Consider the following 19,033-nt stretch of genomic DNA (forward strand, 5'->3'; position numbering starts at 1 on the left):
TTGAGAAGCCCCAGCGATAGAGCTGGGGCTTCTTTATTAGACCTTGCACAACAAACATTAACCTCTCAAGACTTTGAGATATATCTCCCTTACCTCCTCCTCGGTGGGTACATAAGGTAAAGAGGTTTTATATGCCTTTATACGATGCATGGCTCTACGGGTCCAGTCATTTATGTCCATACGGGTATCGGCACCCCACTCAACAAGGCTGTGGGGCATATTGAATTTATCTCTCAGGTTATATATAAATTCTAATATATCCATGCCAAGGCGGAGTTTCATAAGCTCCACTTTACCGTGAATAAGTGGACCACCACGGGCTATATTCTTTTCAAGCACAGGAGGAAGGAGAAGCGCATTAATGAGACCATGGGGTACATCTAAATCCTCTGAAATAGGAAATCCAAGAAAATGGGTAAGGCCTACGCCGGCATCGTTGATAACAATGCCACCAAGCAGAGCAGCAAGGGACATATCTGAGCGGGCCTCTATATCTTTCCCTTTTTCTGCAGCACGAACGAAGCTTTTCTGAACAAGATATATACCTTTAAGGGCAAGTGGCTCGATAATAGGGTTAGAATGGCAAGAGAAATAACCTTCTATAAGATGGGCAACAGCCTCAAAACCACTATACACAGTATTTTCATAGTCAAGGGTGAGCGTAGTAGTAGGATCCACCACAGCAACCTTGGGAACAATCTTCGAAGAGTGTATGACATCCCACTTGCCATTTACCGATATCTGGGCATAGTGGGTAACCTCTCCACCACTTCCAGCAGTTGTTGGGACAGCAATAATGGGAAGTGCCATCTTTACCTTACCCTTGCCCAGATAATCTTCAACAATACCATGCCTGCTCACAGCGGCAACAGCTACTCCCTTTGTTGCATCCATAACACTACCGCCACCTATAGCCATAAGCACATCGGCCTTCATCTCTTTAACAAGTGAGGCTATATGATTGATAACCTCAAATGGCCTATGGTTGTCTTCAAGCGAATAAATATGATAATGGATATCAGCCTCGGAAAGCATATTTTCCAATTTATCAAGCAACCCGGCAATACGTAAAGATTTTCTAGTGGTAATAACAAACACAGAATCTCCCATTGGTTTAACAATCTCTGGTAACATGTCAAATGTGCTTTCGCCAAATATGACCTTTGTAGGCATAAAATGCATAAACTGTCTCAACATTAGTCCCCCCTAAGCAGTCTTTTTATATCTTCCATGAAGACAATGGGTCTGCCCATTGTCTTAGCAAGCAACAATAGTACATTTGCATAATGCAATATACTACGACGATCTGTAAAATCTTCTGGATACCTTAAAACAGCTATCTTAAAGATATCCCTATTTAAGGGTATCACATCATGGATCTTACTCCGCAACTTGGCAAGCAAACGCTCTATTTCTTCCTTTGACGGGTAGTCTTTGTCAAATAGCACGGCAATATGATCACCATCAAGTCGTCCCACATCTGCTCTGGAACCATATGCCTCTTTGAGCATAGATTCTGCAATATCCAAAATCTTGTCGCCAATATGCTTTCCATACTTAGTGTTGATATAAAACATGCCATTGACATCAACAATCATAAACATATATTTATTAAGCGTTCGGAAGACCTTTTCCATAATTTCAGGAGAACGGAAAGATAGAGGTGAAGGCACCTGTTCTTTAACTTCGGCAACCTTCCCGTCTTTATATAGCTCAATAAAGGCATCGACAATATCGGGATCAAACTGCTTACCCTTACCCTTAATAAGCTCATTTATCGCCACATCCTCTGGTAAGGCATGTCTATATGGTCTATCAGTTGTCATAGCATCATAGGCATCGACAACGGCAATAATACGGGCAATGAGAGGAAGGTCTTTTCCCTTTAAGCCACCGGGATACCCCATACCATCATAACGGGTATGGTGATGCAGGATACCGGGAATAAGGTCGGTAAATCTACCAAGCTTTTCAATGATAGATGCCGATATAATAGGATGTTTTTTCATATACTCCCACTCATCATCGCTCAAGGGTGCAGGTTTCAAAAGGACCCTATCAGGCACGCCCTCTTTTCCCATATCGTGGAGTAAGGCCGCTTTATATACCTTATCAATGTCTTCCGATGAAAGATTGAGCTTCTCGGCAAGTAGCTTGCCATATAAAGCTACTCGACTACTATGACCAGCCGTATATGGATCTTTAACCTCCAGAGCGCTGAGAAGGGCGAGTAAAGAATTAAGAACGATCTCATCAGAAGAGGCCTTCAGCCTAGAGAGCATAATACGGACGGTAAGCATATATGAAACAATGCTAACAAGATCCTCAAGAAGCCTGATATCTTTGCTCCTCTCATCTCTTATCAAAACCACCAGTAAACCCTCTATCATATCCCCGAAACCCAATGTTGAGATTATAGCCCTATCAAATGTAGATATAAAATTCACACCTGTCATAATTGTATCTTTAACATTCGCACCCTTTTTTATTTCCTCCACATAGGTACCTGTCATTCCCCTAAAGTATTTGTCCCAATAATTGCTATATACCCTCATGCCAGTGGCAGTTCCACCTAAAGGAACAACACCAGCATATGCTTTTATACGATATGCATCTCCCTCTTTTACCATCATGAAAACCGCATCAACATCAAGAACATCACGCACACTATCCATAATCTTATTAAGATAGGTTGTATCATTCTCATCAAATTCCCCGCCAAGCCGCGAAAACAAACTGTAAATACCAGAAAGGGTAGTTTCAACACCGGCAAACTTATCAAGTTCATAGGCAAGATTATCAAGGAGAACATAGATAATATTAGCCGGATATAGGTAAGAGTAACTCCGCCTACGATGTTTCGTAATGATAGTCCTATCAAGCATCTGGGATCTAACATAGGTTGTATATACATGTTGGAGATCATCAAGGGGTAAAAAGTACCGATACTCTAAGAAATGGTATATTCCATACAAAATATACGCAACTAAGGCAAAGAAAATGTAATACCGCAATACAAAATGTCCAAAGGGAAATACCTGCTCGTCAAAGACAAGTGCCATAGATAAAAATCTACCGCGGGCATATGAAATAGCCCTATTGCCACTCACAAGAACATTTTCGTCATCCTTTTTAACTAAGAATGCCGACATATCAAAGACCTCACCCAGTGCAATAGGCATTCCCTCAGCGGTAAAGAGCATGACATTGACCTTGTCGGTATTTATCGTAGAACTCAAAATTCTATAGACACTACTTTCCAGATAACGAGCTGGAAATACAACAACAATAAGCTTATTTTTATCCCAAGACGGAACAAAGCCTACTACCATACCATAATAGGTCAAATACATTCGGGGAATGACTTTAACAGGTTCATCATCCATATACCGCTTAATCTTTGGATATATGACCATGGCACTATACTTTGAAATACCATCTAAATTGGTAGACCACAATTGTCCATTGTCATATGCTATGTAACCAACATCTTTTATGGAAGCAGCTGCATTTTTATCTCCATATACAACAGAGGCAAACACCGATATATCACGGAGCATATGAGATTCAACAGATTCAAGCAGAACTTTTGTTGTAGTAATATATTTATCTTTGAGGTGGTCATTGTATTTTTGCCACTGAGTATAAACAAAGATGGTATAGAATGTCAGCAATAGAAATAATATAACAACAACAGCAAGAAACCGCCTTTTCATTCCGATAGATTCTGCTTGGTAACTATATGCCATGTTTCTCCCTCTGCTTTCAAAATGGTAATTGTCTTAAAGTCTCTTTCATATACATTATCTCTTTCTACAAAGGATATCGTCCCCGTTCTCCCCGAAAATTTCATATTCAAGAGCGCTTTCACAACGGCATCGGGAGAACGAGCCCCTGAAGTAACAACAGAAAGCACACTTGCAAGTGCATCATATGAAAGATCATAGTCATAATCTAACATGCCTACTTGCTTGATAGGAAGATAGTACACATAAAGATTTAAGCCATCTGGAAACCAACGGGTAAACATATATTTAACAGCACTATCTGTCATAAGAAAATTCCTGTAATCACCACTAAGTGCCAAAACAGTCTTATACAAATCGGCAAGCTTATAATCAACTACAAACACATACACATCATCTTTATTTAGCCGATATTCATTGACAATAGCATCTACCGTGTTTTTTACACTTACAGGATCAGACATATTTACAACCTCTTCATCGACAACAACAGAAGAGGCTGTTTCTTTAAAAACACGGGCCACCTCTCCAGACCATGTAATATTTTCTGAGTCCACCAATACAATAACAGGTTTATTAGGACCACTCTCTGTATACCAGCGGGCAAAAGCACTAACAACAGGCTCGTCGTTGTAGATAATTCTAAAAAATCTATAATACAGATTTTTCAGCTCTGGAGATGAGGAACTTTGAGAAATAACAGGTATTTTCATACCATGTCTTGTCATTGCCGACAATAGTAATTTGGTCTCGGACGAGATATCCGTACCAACAATGGCGACAATTCTTCTACCATAGGCCATATCCTGCTGTATACGGTTGATAAACGCATCTATATCCGCTTCCGTGTTTTTAGGTGTAAAATCAACAACCCTCACAGGCATGATACTCCGAGAATATCGCTCATAAGCATCGCTAAAACCATTAATCATGGCAGGGCCAACATAAGGTGATGACACGACATAGACATACACAGGGGTAAAGAAGTAGTAGAAAACATATATGGCAACAAAGACAATGACAAATATGAGCCATGAAATCCAATGTCCTTTTATCTCTTCAAATATCTCTCTCAACATATCCATGCTGTAAACATTTTACAATGAATCCATGCCTCTGAAAAACCTTTTAGTGCTTTATAATATAGTAAATAACTCTCCTAGGAGGCGGTCATATGAATATAATAAGCATGATAATCGTTATCTTAATGTTAATCATAACAGCCATTGCTGCAATACCCATGATGGGAATGGAACCAATCACTTACGGTATACCACCATATACTGTTAGCTTAACACCGGGGATTATTGTAATTATTCTCTCCACCCTATATCTTGTTTTTATACTGATAACTATACTTATTGCACAAAGCATTTCAAAACACAGTGAAAGGTCTATATCAGGGCTTGCACAAAAACTTGCAGATTGCCAATATGAAAAGAACAAACTTGTAGATGAAAACAGGCAGCTCATTAACGCCAAACAAGATTTAGAAAAGAAGGTACAGGAACTGGAAGAAGAACTAAAGAATCTTAGAGAAATGTATAATAAACAACTAGCTGTTATAGAAAGGCTGACACAAAACAATGAGGAAGAAAAGACGGAAACTTCTGAGAAATCAGAAAAGCACTCAACAGATCAACCCGACGGAACAGAGCAGTAAGCCGAGAAGTACACCACAAGCTGATGGTGGAAAGCCCTGTTATGCAGGACAGGGCTTTCTTGTTATTGTAATACTGCTTTTTATAGCGTTTCTTATGTTCATTAGTATTCATATGACCATTATCTTCGGCTACAGTCCCACACTCTTAAAGCTATATTCCCCATTTGGAATCAACATAGGTAAGGGAGTTAGAGGGGCTATTATAGAAGGAGGAAAATACAATCTGCCACTGGCATACTCTATTCCCACCTATACATTATGGGTAAACCCCAATGAGCCTTCAACAGAAGGACAATACCTAATGATTGCTTACAGATTAGGACTTATCAGTCCATCTGCTCCCCGTGAAAAAAAGGAAAATGTTATCAGAGAGGTAGCAAACATTATCAAAGGGAAGATTCCACCAGACATGCCTATTAAAGTAAAACATACCAATTATAAATATTGGTGGGTAGACGACACAGAAGAACGCATATACCCCCATCACACTGCATCGTACACAATAGCAGCTCCTATCATAGGATTCACCACACCAAATGGCACTGGTATAGATGGTCTTGAACTAACACTTAATGATATACTGCGCACCAAATACATACCATATAAGAGTTTTCTTCTAAGAAATCCGGACATAGCCGTTAAAACCACAATAGACTTAGGTATACAGTACAAAGCAGAAACCCTGCTCGATAAGATAGATGAAGAAATCAAGCCCATGTCATCGTGGATTGTTGTTATGACCCCTACAGGGGCTATTAAAGCCATGGCCATTAGACCAACCACACGACTTGATAAAAACCGAAAGCCCGTTTATAATCCCGTCATTAGCGGACGTTTCGAGATGGGCTCTGTTTTAAAACCGCTCACACTTATGTGGGCAATGGAAAAAATCGGATTAAAACTCACAGACACTTTTGATGACCCCGGTAGCTTTCAGGTAGGTAAGTATACCATCAAATCTGTTATACCTGCTGGAAAAAATGCAACAGTACTGAAGGGACTAAAATTATCGGCAAATGTTGTGTTTGCACAAATAGCACTGAAATTAGGCTATGAAAACTATATATCAGAAGCTAAACTTTTCGGACTGGACAAACCAACAGGTATAGAGCTTCCCGGTGAGGTATCCGGTATACTTCCCCCTAAAGGCGATGTTTACCTTGCAGTATCGGGCTTTGGATATGGCATCTACATAACCCCCATTGAACTTCTTAGAGCATATACCCCTATTGCAACAGGAGGGTTATTATATAATCCTACCCTACTAGAGGGTGTGTATATTGGAGATAAATACATACCTGCCCCGCACAAGCCCCCCAAGAGGGTTATATCGGAAAAGGTCGCCGATACAGTTAGGAAGGCACTAACCGAAGTAGTACAGGACTCTATTGTCAGGGCAAGGGTGTTTGTCTCCGGAAAAGAGATCAAAGTTGCAGGAAAAACAGGAACAGCAGAAATTGCCATGCATGGAGAATATTCCTCTAAACAGCGTATGTTTACATTTATTGGTATGTTTCCAGCAGACAATCCTGAGTATATTATTATGACGAGTGTATACAGACCAGAGCATCTTCCTAAAGGTGTACGCTTTGCATCCCAAGTAGCAGCCCCCATATTCCGAGAAATAGCCACATTTATTGCAACAAGAGAGGGTATGCTTCCCAACAAATAAAATGCTTTTCTTAGATACACAGAAACCCGATAGAAGCCACGATATAACCTAATAATCAACTTCTATTTTGTGTCCGCATATTTTCACCATGAAGTTTGTTTCAAACGATAAGCAAAAAGGGGAGGTTCACACCTCCCCTCTATCAAACGCTTACATGCTTCTTTACACTTCTACAAGAACCTCTACCCAGTCGTGCTCTTTCTTGTTGATCTCATCAACAGCCTTAAGCAGATACTGACCTGCCTCAGACAGGCTGTTTGTCAGAATAAACTTAGCCTCACGGGCAAGAACAAGTATCTTGTTAAAGGTATCTGGGTCTACACCCACAGCCTTTTCTACATACTTCCAGTTTTCTGGTTTAATTCTCACCTTGTGCTCCTTGACATAGAGAGAACCAACCTCTCTAACTGCCTCAAGCAACCTGATAACAAGTGGTGTAACAGGTGTTGCCAAGCCTGTTGGTGTTCCAGAAAGAGCTCTCTTCATGTACTGACCAGCCTGTGTGAGAACAACAACACCTGTGGGTAGCAGATTGACAAGCCCCTTAGCCTCGAGTTTCTGCAAACCAACACGTGCATCTTCCTCTTCGCCCTTGAAATATGGCTGAATAAGCTCTTCTTCTACAAAGAGGCCTCTTGTAAATGGTATACGGCCCAACAGCTTGGCCTCAACTTTGGTAATCAGTGGTCTCTTGCGAACCTCTGTTGCCAGTCTTGCAAACATCAAACCAGCCTTGGTAGGATATGCGTCAGATACAAGACCTTCCTCACGGGCAAGGTTATACCACTCTACATTTGGTGCTGCAAACTCAAGACGGGTAATGGTAATGGCCTTAACTGCCTCGGAGTTTACATCCTTACCTGTACGATTCTCCATAACTTCTTTACCATAAGGTGTTATCTCATAGACAAGGTATTTACCACTACCCTTGCGGTGCTCGCGAGATGTAATAAGGTCAAAAGCCTCAAGGTTAAACAGTGCCAGAGGTACATCATACTCTTTAAACTCCCAGTTCTCCTTGACATATTTCTTAATCTGGTCTACTGTGGGGAATATCTCAGGATTCTGCTCAAACTTCTCCCACAGAGTTTCAATAACATCCATGAGCTTAATCTCAAGGTCGTCAACATGGAATGTTGGAATCTTCTTGTAAACACCCTTGCGATAAATCTTATAGGCAAGATAGAGATGCTCACCGGCTGGAAGTATCTCCTCACTCATACCCATAAAACCACGAATCATGAGTATCTCTTTTTCAGATTCAGAAAGCATATCGCCCCTCATAGCACGGGCAATAAGCTCCAAGATGCTCTCATCGATGACAACATCCATAAATGTTGCTGCACCCTTCTTAAGGGCCATGCGAATCTGCTGACCAAGTCCTGTAAGGGCATAAATGTCAGATGTTGGAACAGAGAATGCGATAAGTCTCATAGACTCAAGCTCAAGAAGCTTATCCCCACCAACAGGGAGTCTTCCCCTCTCACCGGGACCTGGTGGCATATCTTTAATATACTCTGCAAGCTCTTTGGTAATAACCAGTCTGGGGTGGCTTGCATCGTAAACATCAGAGAGTGCCTCTGCCTCTGGTGTTAACTTACCATCTTCGGCAAACCCTCTCTTTGTGAGCTCATCGGCAACCCTACCTTTCACCCTGCTTTGAGCCTGACGACTATATCTAATCATGGATATCACTTCACTGCCAATCCACCTAAAGGAGTCTTCCCACTCCTCAGGTTTAGGCAGTTTACCTGCCTCAATGAGGTTCTCCATAATCTCTGCAAGCATATTACCTGCAAATGTCAGTTCATACTCATCAATACCAGCTAGACGGACAAGTCCGGCAAGCTCAAGCTGCCACAGTGTTTCACGCTGGGCATCGCTATAAGAGCTAACATCTACTTCGCCCTTTCTATAAAGATTTTGAATCATCAGTGCATGATCTTTCAGTATAACCATGCCATTCACCTCCGCCAAAGATTTTTATGATACACCCTCCACATGAGGGATTACCAGATAATAAAAGTTTTTATACATCCCTCTTCTTCTGCCAAGGCATACGTGTTTTTCGCTCTGTTCCATTTATAAGCCTGACAACATTGCTGCGATGTGCAAATACTATAAGCAAAAACATAAAAAGAAATGTCAAAGTAACAGGCATAGGGGCGTAAAAATAGGCACACAAAGTGCCAAATAAAAATGCCATCATAGATGCCAACGAAACATAGTTGGTAATTGAGGCCACAGCAACCCATACTAAAAATGCAAACAGAGCACAACCTGTACAAAGTCCAAGTCCCACCCCAAATGAAGTGGCTATTCCCTTTCCACCTCTAAACTTCAAATAGACAGAAAATATATGCCCAACAACAGCAGCTGCACCTGTTAGAGCCCACACCTTAGGGTCACTGAAGAACATACGGGCAACAACAACGGGAATCAAACCTTTAGAGATATCCAGAAGAGCCGTAAGGCCACCGGCCTTGGCACCAAGCACCCTGTAAACATTGGTTGCCCCCGTGTTTCCGCTACCTTCTTTCCGCACATCAACACCATACATATATTTACCAATAAGATATCCAAATGGTATTGCCCCCAAAAAATAGGCAAACAAAACAGGTAGCCACCAACCTGTTTCCACAGACACCCCTCCATTCTTTCCTTTCTGTTAGCATTCTAACATAGGCACCCTCATAGTAGAATATAAATACAACAGATAAGGGAGGGGACCACAGATGGCAGAAAACGAGAATGCAAATGGCCAAGAAACACAAGAAAAGAAAAAGGATAGCCCTCTTGTATGGCTCATCATACTTGTTATCAATATTGCCCTCATATTCTTTATGTGGAACTATTATCAGAAGCTAAAAACACAGGTGGTACAGGAAACCATAGGCACAGCAACAGTAACCAGAACAGCGACGACAACAGTACAGGAGAAAGCCATTGTAGGGTATGACCTTGCAGAGGTATTATACGATGACCTGAAAACGGCCCACGACCAGATGTTAGAGCAAGATTTTACAACAGCCCAAGAGACACTGACCCATGCCGTCAATGTAGCAGGCTTAACCTTAAAAATTATTTCTGTTGAAAGTGGTAATGAGACTATTGATGCAAAACTCAAAGAATTTCGCACCCAGCTATCATCTGTGGCCTATTATCTCAGTCAAACCCTTGAACTTCTATACAAAGAACAAAATGATAAGGCCATGGCCTACTTTACCAAGAATATCGACCTTGAAAAACTAAAAACGATGATAAATGATGGAAAGCAATACTACATTAAATTACTCATAGAAGCCAGTATAAAGGAGGAATAAAGCGTGTCGATAAAAGAAGAGATACTGAAACTCAAAAAAGAAAAAGACATCGTTATTGTGGCCCATAATTATCAACCACCCATTGTGCAGGATGTTGCAGACTTCTTAGGGGACTCTCTGGCACTGGCACGGCAGATTACGCAGATACCGCAGAAAAAGATTATATTTGCCGGTGTGAGGTTTATGGCAGAAACTGCCAAGATACTAGCCCCAGAGAAAACGATACTTCACCCTGTACCCAGTGCAGGGTGTGGTATGGCATGGATGATAGAACCTGAAGATGTAAGAAAACTAAAAGCCCAGCATCCAGATGCACTGGTGGCATGTTACATTAATACAACAGCAGCGGTCAAAGCAGAGTGTGATGTTGTTGTTACATCTGCTAGTGCACTAAAAATCATAGAAAAAGTAGATACCAAGAAAATCATATTTCTACCAGACAAAAATTTAGGCAGGTGGGTGGCAAACCACTTTCCCGATAAAGAGTTTATCTTCTACGATGGTTTTTGCTATGTTCACAACTACCTCAAACCAGAAGATATACTGGATGTAAAAAAGGAACACCCTGAGGCACATGTGATGGTGCACGCTGAAACTCCACCTGAAGTATGGGAATATGCAGATATCGTAACATCCACAAGTGGAATGATTCGCTATGTTGAAGAACATCCGGAGGTCAAAGAGTTCATTGTCGGTACAGAAGTGGGTATGATATACAGGCTGAAAACACTCTTTCCAGATAAAGATTTTTACGCTGTGAAACGGCCTATGGTATGTAGAAACATGAAAGCCATCACAGCAGAAGATATACTAAGAAGTCTCAAAGAAGAAACATATCCAGTACATGTACCAGAGCATATAGCCCAGAGGGCAAGAGCAGGTATTGAAAAGATGCTTGAGCTAACCCGTTAGCCTTTGGTGTATCTATAAACCATAACCTTTTCCATGGTGATAAGCCCCTCCACCATCACCTCATCAAGCCACTCAAGGAGGGGCTTTATTTTTTCCATCTTATCGACAATTTCTATAACAACAGGCATATCCTCAGAGAGTCTCAGCACAGATACCGTATGAACCCTACTAGCACCTCCAAAACCCATAATTCCTCTTAGCACCGTAGCACCGGCAAGTCCCATTTCTTTGGCCTTGAGAACAATAGCTTCATACATATGTTTACCCTTGTATCTATTACATTTCTTGCACCTATCACTATCCCCTATAAATATTCTTAGCAATACATCTTCCTCTACTATTTTCATACAATCCACCTCCCCACAATAATACCGGCATAGACGCTAATAAGCCCTACACCCACCTGTCCCACGACATTGAGCCAAAATTGAGGCAATGGTATAAGATTGACACTCTCAAGCATGAACGATGAAAATGTCGTAAATCCTCCAAGGAAGCCAACCATGAGGAGAAGACGACTCTCATAGGATAGAAAACCAAACCCTTCAAGGGAAAAGAGAAAACCTATAAGAAATGAACCAATAATATTTACGGCAAATGTACCAACGGGAAAATCTCCACCATACATATTTTGTACAAGACCACCAATAATAAAGCGAGACAATGCCCCAAATCCACCGCCAATAAACACAATAACGTACTTCAAACCTTCATCACCTCAAACGAGATATCAAGCCATGTGCTCTTTGTAATAGTAGAAGATGAAGACACATATACCCCAAGCACACCTTTTTCTGCAAGAGATTTCACCCTATCGACAGTAATCCCTCCTGATATCTCTATGGCGGTGGTGGGTGAAATATCACGAATAATCTTAATAGATTTCACAATATCATCGTCATTCATGTTGTCAAGCATTATGATATCTACCCCAAGTCCAGCTGCCTCAAGCACCATATCCACATTTTCACATTCAACTTCTATCTTTGCCGTATACGGGGCTGTCTTCCTTACGGCCTCTACTGCCCCAGTAATAGAGCCAAAGACCATAATATGGTTATCTTTTACCATCACGGCATCCATAAGTGTATACCGGTGATTCACACTGCCACCTACCCATGAGGCATATTTCTCAAACAATCTAAGCCCCGGAGTCGTTTTACGTGTATCAAGAAGGGTAAATCCCTCCGGTAAAGATGCAACAAACCTGCGGGCAGAAGTGGCTATACCACTAAGCCTTTGCAGAAGATTAAGATATGTGCGTTCTACCATCAAAAGGGCATAGGCTGGACCCTCTACATATCCAAGTACATCACCTATACGAAAACTCTCACCATCTTCCTTATACCAATGTATATCTACAGGGGCAATCTCATCATAAAAATAGGAGGCAAAGATACTACCGGCAAGCACCCCTTCATCTTTGGCAATAAACTCACCACGAACGGGTATTTTCATCTGCGGTACATCGGGAATAGAGATATCGCCAAAGTGTAAATCTTCAGACAGAAATCTCTTCACACTCTCTCTTATATAGGTAGGATTTAACATATTACACTCCTCCCATTCTCTCAAGACATTGCCTGATTTCTTTCAGTGTAATATGGCTATGCTTTTTTTCCTTCCACTTTTCGGGGTAGTCTTCACGGTAGTGAGCCCCTCTGCTTTCCGTACGCCACCATCCACTACATATAGTGGCACCGGATAGCATGATCTGGGCCCATCGTTGAGAACCAAGTGGTAGATTACCATTTTCCATGTGTGATAGCAGTTTTCTGGCAACCTTTCTCAGTCCATAACCATTACGGATAATACCTGCATGACGACTCATCTGCCCCTTGAGGTGGCCATCGGAAGAGAGATTCTCATACTCTTTAGATTCAAATTTGGGAACCTCTCTATGGGGTTCTTGGGTGGCATACCACCACGCCCTGAATGTTGAGCGATAGCCCATAACCACACACTCAAGCAGTGAATTAGATGCCAACCTGTTTGCACCGTGAAGCCCCGTTGAGGCTGCCTCCCCTATCACCATAAGCCTCTTTATATCACTCTGACCCCACCAGTCCACCTTTATACCACCAATATAGTAATGGGCAGCAGGATATACAGGCACAAGTTCCCTTAGTGGATCTATACCCTCTTTGCGAAGCACCTCTACAATATGTGGAAATCTCTCTTCTATATCAATACCTTTTTCTTGAATGGGACGAAAATCTAGATATGCACCACCACGCCGATGAATGGCTCGGGCAACGATATCTCGAGGGGCAAGCTCTGCCATGGGATGCTCTTCTACCATAAATCTTTCACCTTTACTATCAAGTAAAATAGCCCCTTCACCTCTCACTGCTTCGGTGATGAGAAATGCCTTACCTCCACCAAAAAACACTGTAGGGTGAAATTGTATAAACTCTGTATCTCGAAGCACAGCCCCATAATGGGCTGCCAGAGCAATACCCACCCCATCTTGATCGGCATTACCTGTGGAGTGGATATACATACCTGTATACCCACCTGTTGCCAGTATCACAGCTGAGGCATATATATCCTCTGTGTGTCCATTTGTCTTCACCCTGACACCGTATGCTTCGCCATCTTCTACGAGAAGATCAACAAGCCTACCCCTTACTTTCTCCACACCTGATACAAACTTGAAAAGATAGTGCATCATGCCTTTACCTGTCTCATCTTTGATATGGAGAATACGCCTCCGAGAGTGAGCACCTTCTCTGGTCATATCGAGAGTGCCATCAGGATTTTTATCAAACGGCACTCCGAGATGTACAAGATGTGAGACAATCTGTGCTCCTTCAGAAATAATTCCTCGGGCTACATCCTCCTCCACAAGTCCGTCCCCGGCAATAACGGTATCCTGTAAGTGAGCATCCACACTATCTTCAGGAGATAGGGCTGCGGCAATACCACCTTGAGCAAGAACACTATTGGAACGGTCTACTCCACCACCAATAACCCATATTGTAGGTATACCAAGAGCCTTCAGTCTATACGCAGCCATAAGTCCCGAGAGCCCTGCACCAACGACAACAACATCCCTTACAGACGGCATACAACCACCTTCTTATAACTTAGGAAGATATAGGAGCTTTGGAGTATCGATAGGAACATAGGCGTAGCCATCACCTAAACCTCTGATTTCAACATCTTTGCCAGAAAGGATATCGCGGGCCTTTTGAACCCCACTATCCCACTGTGTCCCCAGCTCCACCCTCACACCATCTACTGATACACCTGAGAGGTTAAAAATACCAAGAAGATATTCCTCATCGCTATAACGAAGCAATGCAAATATACCATCGGGGGCATCAACCCTTAAGGGGACGGCATCTCCTTCCTGCCATACACCAAGGCTATGGCGAAGTCTATTTAACCCTTTAAAGAGGTTAAACCATCGCACATCTCTATCCTTTGTTGTCCATGTGCCATATGAAGAAAAAATATCCATCTTCTCAGTCTCTCCATACTCCTGCCCCTGCGAAATCATAGGTACACCGGGAAGGAAATACATAAACACTGTCCAGTGAAGAAGTCTCTCTGGCTCCTTTATCATGGCTGCGGCACGTGGCCAATCATGATTTTCAAGGAAATTGACAAGCACACATTTTTCTGAATAGATATCATTCATCATCCATACCTTTTCATACATCTTGTCGTATGTGCCAGTACCTGTCCATATAGCATACATGGTCTTATAAAGCTCGTAGTTGTATATGGCATCAAACACCTGACACAGTTCATACTGAGGAGATTCTGAAAGCCATATGAGTTTCCCCTCGGGATCTACTTGGTCTTTGACAAATGTCCAGAAATCTGTGCGTATGAGACCGGCAACATCTGCCCTAAAACCATCAAATCCAAAGTTCTTCCAGTAGGCAAGAACATCGGCAAGATAATACCAAACATCGCCTACATCAAAGTCATAATCGTAGACATCCCACCAATCTTCTATTTGCCTGGTAAAATTACCCTCTTCATCTTTTAAAATCCACTCAGGATGGTCTCTAACAATATTGCTATCTGTAGCCGTATGATGAAGTACAGCATCGTAGATAACCCTAAATCCCATAGCATGTGCCTCTGAGATAAACACGGCAAGGTCTCTTTCCGTGCCAAGCATGGAATCAATGGCAAAGTAATCTTTTATGGCATACGGAGAACCATATGCACCTTTTCTGTCTTCCTCACCAGTAGGATGAAAGGGCATGAGATAAAGCACATCGACACCGAGATTTTTAAGCCTCTCAAGGTCCTCAGTCATAGCCCTAAAACTGCCATAGTACCTTGGAAACATCTGATATATGGTCCACGATGTATCAAACATATCTACCCCTCCCTAAAACTGCCACAGTTTCTGGGCATCTATCTTTTCTACTTTATAATCCTTCGGAAATTTCAGTTTTCTGAGATCATGAACGCTAATACGCGGTTTGGAAACAACCTTGGGCGGTACAAACTCACAACCGGGAGCAGCCTTTTCAACAGCTTTTCGCATACCAAAACGGGCCAGATGGTCAAATATCTCTTCTTTGGCATAGCCGGCTACTGGGTGCATTACTGGCACAAAAGCCCCACGTTCTGTGAAAGTAAGAGCATAAGGCGTTTGACTGGCCTGCTCACCAACTATAGTACCCATAGCAATAAACTGGTATCCACGCTTTTTAGCTATAAATGAGGCAACCTTAAGCATACTATATTTGCAAACCATACATGTGTTTTTCTTAAACTCCTTCGTTACCTGTGTTAGAAATTCCCTCCAAGGCACAATGATGAGGTTGATTTTACCTTCAGGATAAACATCGGCAAGACCAGAGGCCAGATGTCTTACACGATCAGTCATAGCATTTACACCTTGGTCCATGTAAATAAGTTCTACATCAACCCCACGTCTCATAAGAAGCAGTGCTGCCAGCACAGAATCGGGTCCACCGGAGAACAGCACACCAGCCTTTGCCTCTTCAACATGTATAGGGAGCCCTTGCATACCCTGTGCCTCTCCATTCATATCCCACATAATAAACTGACCATTTTTCAGCTCTGCACCTATGCTGACAGGAGACACCTCTAAAGGCTCAAGACCATCGTATGATTCTGCCGCAAGAAACCTTTGTTTCTGCAAAGATGTAAGATAGGAAAGTATCTCCTTCTTGTACTGCCTTGCCTTATCAACATTATCGGTCTTATAAATAAAGAAGTATGGAGCTATGGGACCTTCTTGGGGTACAAAACTGTCAAGCATATCTTTCCACTCTTCCTCTTTCCCAACAAGAGCCTTCGATACACGAGAAACACCGGGGGTTGTACGAAGAAGGAGTATGATATCGTCTATCTGCTCTGACGAGACATCTATCCACCATTTACCCATCTTCTGGTAAGGTTTGACAGGAATACCCCAACGCTTACTTCTCTTTACGATATTCTTCATCAAAACCTCTATCATACGCTCACGGGTACCCTGTGCCTTTATGCCAATTTCACCACCAAGGCGGAACATCACCTTTATCTCCAAGTGCTGATCCCCCTTTCAAGGACAACATATCGATTTTTTAGCATCATTGCATCATCTTCAAGGATAGGACTTTCAACAACAACAACACCCTCTATCTCCCTATCTACCATAAGAGATAGCCAACCGTCAACATCGATAGTAGCCTCGGCAAACGGTAGATGTCGTATCTCACCCTTCGCCCCAAACTCTATACCGGAAAAGTGGATGTGCATATCCTTTAGTATCTCTGGCCCCATAGTTTTCTCCAGTTTCGTAAGAACATAATCCCAATCGTTATAGCCATTGACCTTGCCTATGGTGCGAGCCTGTAGATGGGCAAAGTCGATACAAGGTTTCAACCTACCACCAGACATCTTATACAGCTTGATAAGCTCATCAAGAGAACCAAACTGGGACGTCTTTCCCATTAACTCTGGTCTAATATCTATGTGTATTCCTTCTCTATCCAAGTCTTCAAGAACCATCTCCAACTCATGCCACACAATATCAAGCACCTTATCAGATGGCCTTCCTTGATACCATGCAGGATGAAAGACAACAGATGTTGCCCCAGCAAGGTAACCAATATATGCTGAGTTAAATAGATACTTCCTACTCCGAATACGTTTTTCTTCATCAAGAGAAGCAAAGTTGATCCAGTACGGAGCATGAACAGTTAATGTGAGACCTAACTTCTCAGCTGTATACCTAACCTTTTCAGCCATAGCAGGCTTGAGGTATACACCCCTAACAAATTCAAGCTCCATACCATCAAGTCCCAGTGATGCTAAATATTCAAGTCCCCCTATCACACTCCTATCTGGAGCCGATAGGGGGATACCGGCCGTGCTTATTTTCAACATATAGATACTTCCTTTCTATTTTCGGGCTATAATCTCCTCATATCTATTCTGTGCCCCTGTTTCATATGTCAGCAAAGCACCGACAAACGCAATGAGGGCAAGGAAGAATAAGAACCAGAACCCTTTTATATATCCATCTATACTATACACCTTTACACCATCAACAACCTTCAGCACACAACCATCTAGAATTTTTCCAAACCATGGGCGGGCTATAGCAGAACCAAGGAAACCACCCATATTAACGATAGAAGTGGCAATACCAGAAAATCTTGGCATATTAACCTCTTTAGACGCAGTATAAGAAATAATCAGACCGGCAGATGTAAAACCTATAAGGAAGAACATAATATAAAGTGCCAGTCCCACAGTAAGCCAACCGGCCCTTATACCCCATATCATGATGGGATACAAAGATGCGTATATACCAACAACGGTGGCCATATACCATCTTCTACTGCGTAGCATATCGGACATGCTACCATGGGTAACAGCACCAAGCATGTGTCCTACAATCGATGCCATAACATAATTAGCTGCAGCGGTCTTAGATATATGATAGACATCTTGGAGAAATTTATTACCCCACTGGGCCGAAAATGCTATAAATGAGGCATATATACCAAAGAACACAAGCATTGGGAACCATGTATATTTGTTCTTCAGGGCTGATACAAGCCCCTTCCATATACTGACATCACTATGTTCATACTTGTCACCCTGTGGTGTATTTCTAACAAACAAGAAGATGAGAATGGCAATAATCAAAGAAGTAACACCAATAATGACACTAGTGTTCCGCCAGCCATATTTTTCTATCATGATAACAAGAGGTGTCTCTGCAATGAGGGCACCGATTTTTCCCATAAACACCGTAAGGCCCGACATACGGGTAAACTCTGTAGGAGAAAACCATGATGCCTGTATCCTCAGCGTCGATATAAATATCACACTAACACCTATACCGATGATGAATCGTCCCAACATGACAACATGCACACTAGGTGCATAGGCAAATATCAGTGAACCAAGAAAAGTCACAAGCATACCAGTAGCCGCAGTATATCTTGGCCCTATAGAATCTGCAAGCATACCAGCAGGCAGTTGCATAAGCATATAAGCCCATGAATACATGGCACCAATCATACCTATCACAGCGGCAGTGGTGCCAAACTCCTTCATAATAAAGTCTCCCATGCTACCCATTGAATAACGATGGAAGAAAACAAGCATGTAAGCTGTTACCATCACACCCCATACAAGCCATTTTTTATAACCAGTGGATGTCTCATTCATAATACCCCGCACCTCCCATTAATATGCCAATAGTCAAGAAATTATAACACTT

At 42.1% G+C, this 19,033-nt stretch carries 17 protein-coding genes; 4 read left to right on the forward strand and 13 right to left on the reverse strand.

The window, feature by feature from the left end; genetic code table 11:
- Nucleotides 1-57 precede the first annotated feature (57 nt).
- From GM182_RS06390 to GM182_RS06400, 3 genes are read right to left on the reverse strand one after another with little or no spacing between them, the layout of a single operon-like run.
- Nucleotides 58-1,194, reverse strand: coding sequence for an iron-containing alcohol dehydrogenase family protein (locus tag GM182_RS06390; protein WP_449186275.1), 1,137 nt, complete (start codon nt 1,192-1,194; stop codon nt 58-60).
- 2 nt (nt 1,195-1,196) lie between these two features.
- Nucleotides 1,197-3,749, reverse strand: coding sequence for an HD domain-containing phosphohydrolase (locus tag GM182_RS06395; RefSeq protein ID WP_449186276.1), 2,553 nt, complete (start codon nt 3,747-3,749; stop codon nt 1,197-1,199).
- Nucleotides 3,713-4,831: an ABC transporter substrate-binding protein gene (locus tag GM182_RS06400; RefSeq protein ID WP_449186277.1), complete on the reverse strand. Its 1,119-nt coding sequence runs from the start codon at nt 4,829-4,831 to the stop codon at nt 3,713-3,715. The genes GM182_RS06395 and GM182_RS06400 overlap by 37 nt, the downstream gene beginning before the upstream one ends.
- 89 nt (nt 4,832-4,920) lie before the next feature.
- On the opposite strand from GM182_RS06400, the gene GM182_RS06405 reads away from it, so the two are divergent.
- Entirely contained in the window at nt 4,921-5,409 is a 489-nt protein-coding gene (locus GM182_RS06405; protein ID WP_449186278.1) for a hypothetical protein, read from the forward strand.
- Nucleotides 5,333-7,081: a peptidoglycan D,D-transpeptidase FtsI family protein gene (locus tag GM182_RS06410; protein ID WP_449186279.1), complete on the forward strand. Its 1,749-nt coding sequence runs from the start codon at nt 5,333-5,335 to the stop codon at nt 7,079-7,081. The genes GM182_RS06405 and GM182_RS06410 overlap by 77 nt, the downstream gene beginning before the upstream one ends.
- Nucleotides 7,082-7,243: 162 nt before the next feature.
- Here GM182_RS06410 and GM182_RS06415 read toward each other — a convergent pair whose 3' ends face one another.
- Both GM182_RS06415 and plsY read right to left on the reverse strand, forming a co-directional pair.
- Complete coding sequence (locus GM182_RS06415) at nt 7,244-9,040, reverse strand: DUF505 domain-containing protein (protein WP_449186280.1); 1,797 nt, start codon at nt 9,038-9,040, stop codon at nt 7,244-7,246.
- 70 nt (nt 9,041-9,110) lie between these two features.
- A complete protein-coding gene (gene plsY, locus GM182_RS06420) occupies nt 9,111-9,722 on the reverse strand; it encodes a glycerol-3-phosphate 1-O-acyltransferase PlsY (protein ID WP_449186281.1) in 612 nt (203 codons plus the stop codon).
- A 94-nt stretch (nt 9,723-9,816) separates the two neighbouring features.
- Between plsY and GM182_RS06425 the strand changes: the two genes are divergently transcribed.
- On the forward strand, nt 9,817-10,404 hold the full coding sequence (locus GM182_RS06425) for a hypothetical protein (RefSeq protein WP_449186282.1): 588 nt from the start codon (nt 9,817-9,819) through the stop codon (nt 10,402-10,404).
- Nucleotides 10,405-10,407: 3 nt separating this feature from the next.
- Nucleotides 10,408-11,316 (forward strand): quinolinate synthase NadA, encoded by a 909-nt coding sequence (nadA, locus tag GM182_RS06430; protein ID WP_449186283.1) that lies wholly within the window; start codon nt 10,408-10,410, stop codon nt 11,314-11,316.
- Here nadA and GM182_RS06435 read toward each other — a convergent pair.
- From GM182_RS06435 to GM182_RS06470, 8 genes are read right to left on the reverse strand one after another with little or no spacing between them, the layout of a single operon-like run.
- The gene (locus GM182_RS06435) at nt 11,313-11,663 is read right to left on the reverse strand and encodes a putative PII-like signaling protein (RefSeq protein WP_449186284.1); all 351 of its coding nucleotides are present in this window, start codon (nt 11,661-11,663) and stop codon (nt 11,313-11,315) included. The two genes, nadA and GM182_RS06435, sit on opposite strands and share 4 nt — an antisense overlap.
- Nucleotides 11,660-12,022, reverse strand: coding sequence for a fluoride efflux transporter CrcB (gene crcB / locus GM182_RS06440; protein WP_449186285.1), 363 nt, complete (start codon nt 12,020-12,022; stop codon nt 11,660-11,662). Before crcB ends, GM182_RS06435 begins: the two co-directional genes overlap by 4 nt.
- Nucleotides 12,019-12,867: a carboxylating nicotinate-nucleotide diphosphorylase gene (nadC, locus tag GM182_RS06445; protein WP_449186286.1), complete on the reverse strand. Its 849-nt coding sequence runs from the start codon at nt 12,865-12,867 to the stop codon at nt 12,019-12,021. The genes crcB and nadC overlap by 4 nt, the downstream gene beginning before the upstream one ends.
- Nucleotide 12,868: 1 nt before the next feature.
- A complete protein-coding gene (gene nadB / locus GM182_RS06450; protein WP_449186287.1) occupies nt 12,869-14,386 on the reverse strand; it encodes an L-aspartate oxidase in 1,518 nt (505 codons plus the stop codon).
- Between the two features lie 12 nt (nt 14,387-14,398).
- Entirely contained in the window at nt 14,399-15,658 is a 1,260-nt protein-coding gene (locus tag GM182_RS06455; RefSeq protein ID WP_449186288.1) for an alpha-amylase family glycosyl hydrolase, read from the reverse strand.
- A 12-nt stretch (nt 15,659-15,670) separates the two neighbouring features.
- Nucleotides 15,671-16,843: a tRNA sulfurtransferase gene (locus GM182_RS06460; RefSeq protein WP_449186289.1), complete on the reverse strand. Its 1,173-nt coding sequence runs from the start codon at nt 16,841-16,843 to the stop codon at nt 15,671-15,673.
- Complete coding sequence (locus tag GM182_RS06465; RefSeq protein ID WP_449186290.1) at nt 16,834-17,685, reverse strand: TIM barrel protein; 852 nt, start codon at nt 17,683-17,685, stop codon at nt 16,834-16,836. Before GM182_RS06465 ends, GM182_RS06460 begins: the two co-directional genes overlap by 10 nt.
- A 15-nt stretch (nt 17,686-17,700) precedes the next feature.
- A complete protein-coding gene (locus GM182_RS06470; RefSeq protein ID WP_449186291.1) occupies nt 17,701-18,981 on the reverse strand; it encodes an MFS transporter in 1,281 nt (426 codons plus the stop codon).
- Between the last annotated feature and the right edge of the window lie 52 nt (nt 18,982-19,033).

Source organism: Zhurongbacter thermophilus, assembly GCF_026184435.1.
Classification (GTDB): domain Bacteria; phylum Coprothermobacterota; class Coprothermobacteria; order Coprothermobacterales; family JAADFF01; genus JAADFF01.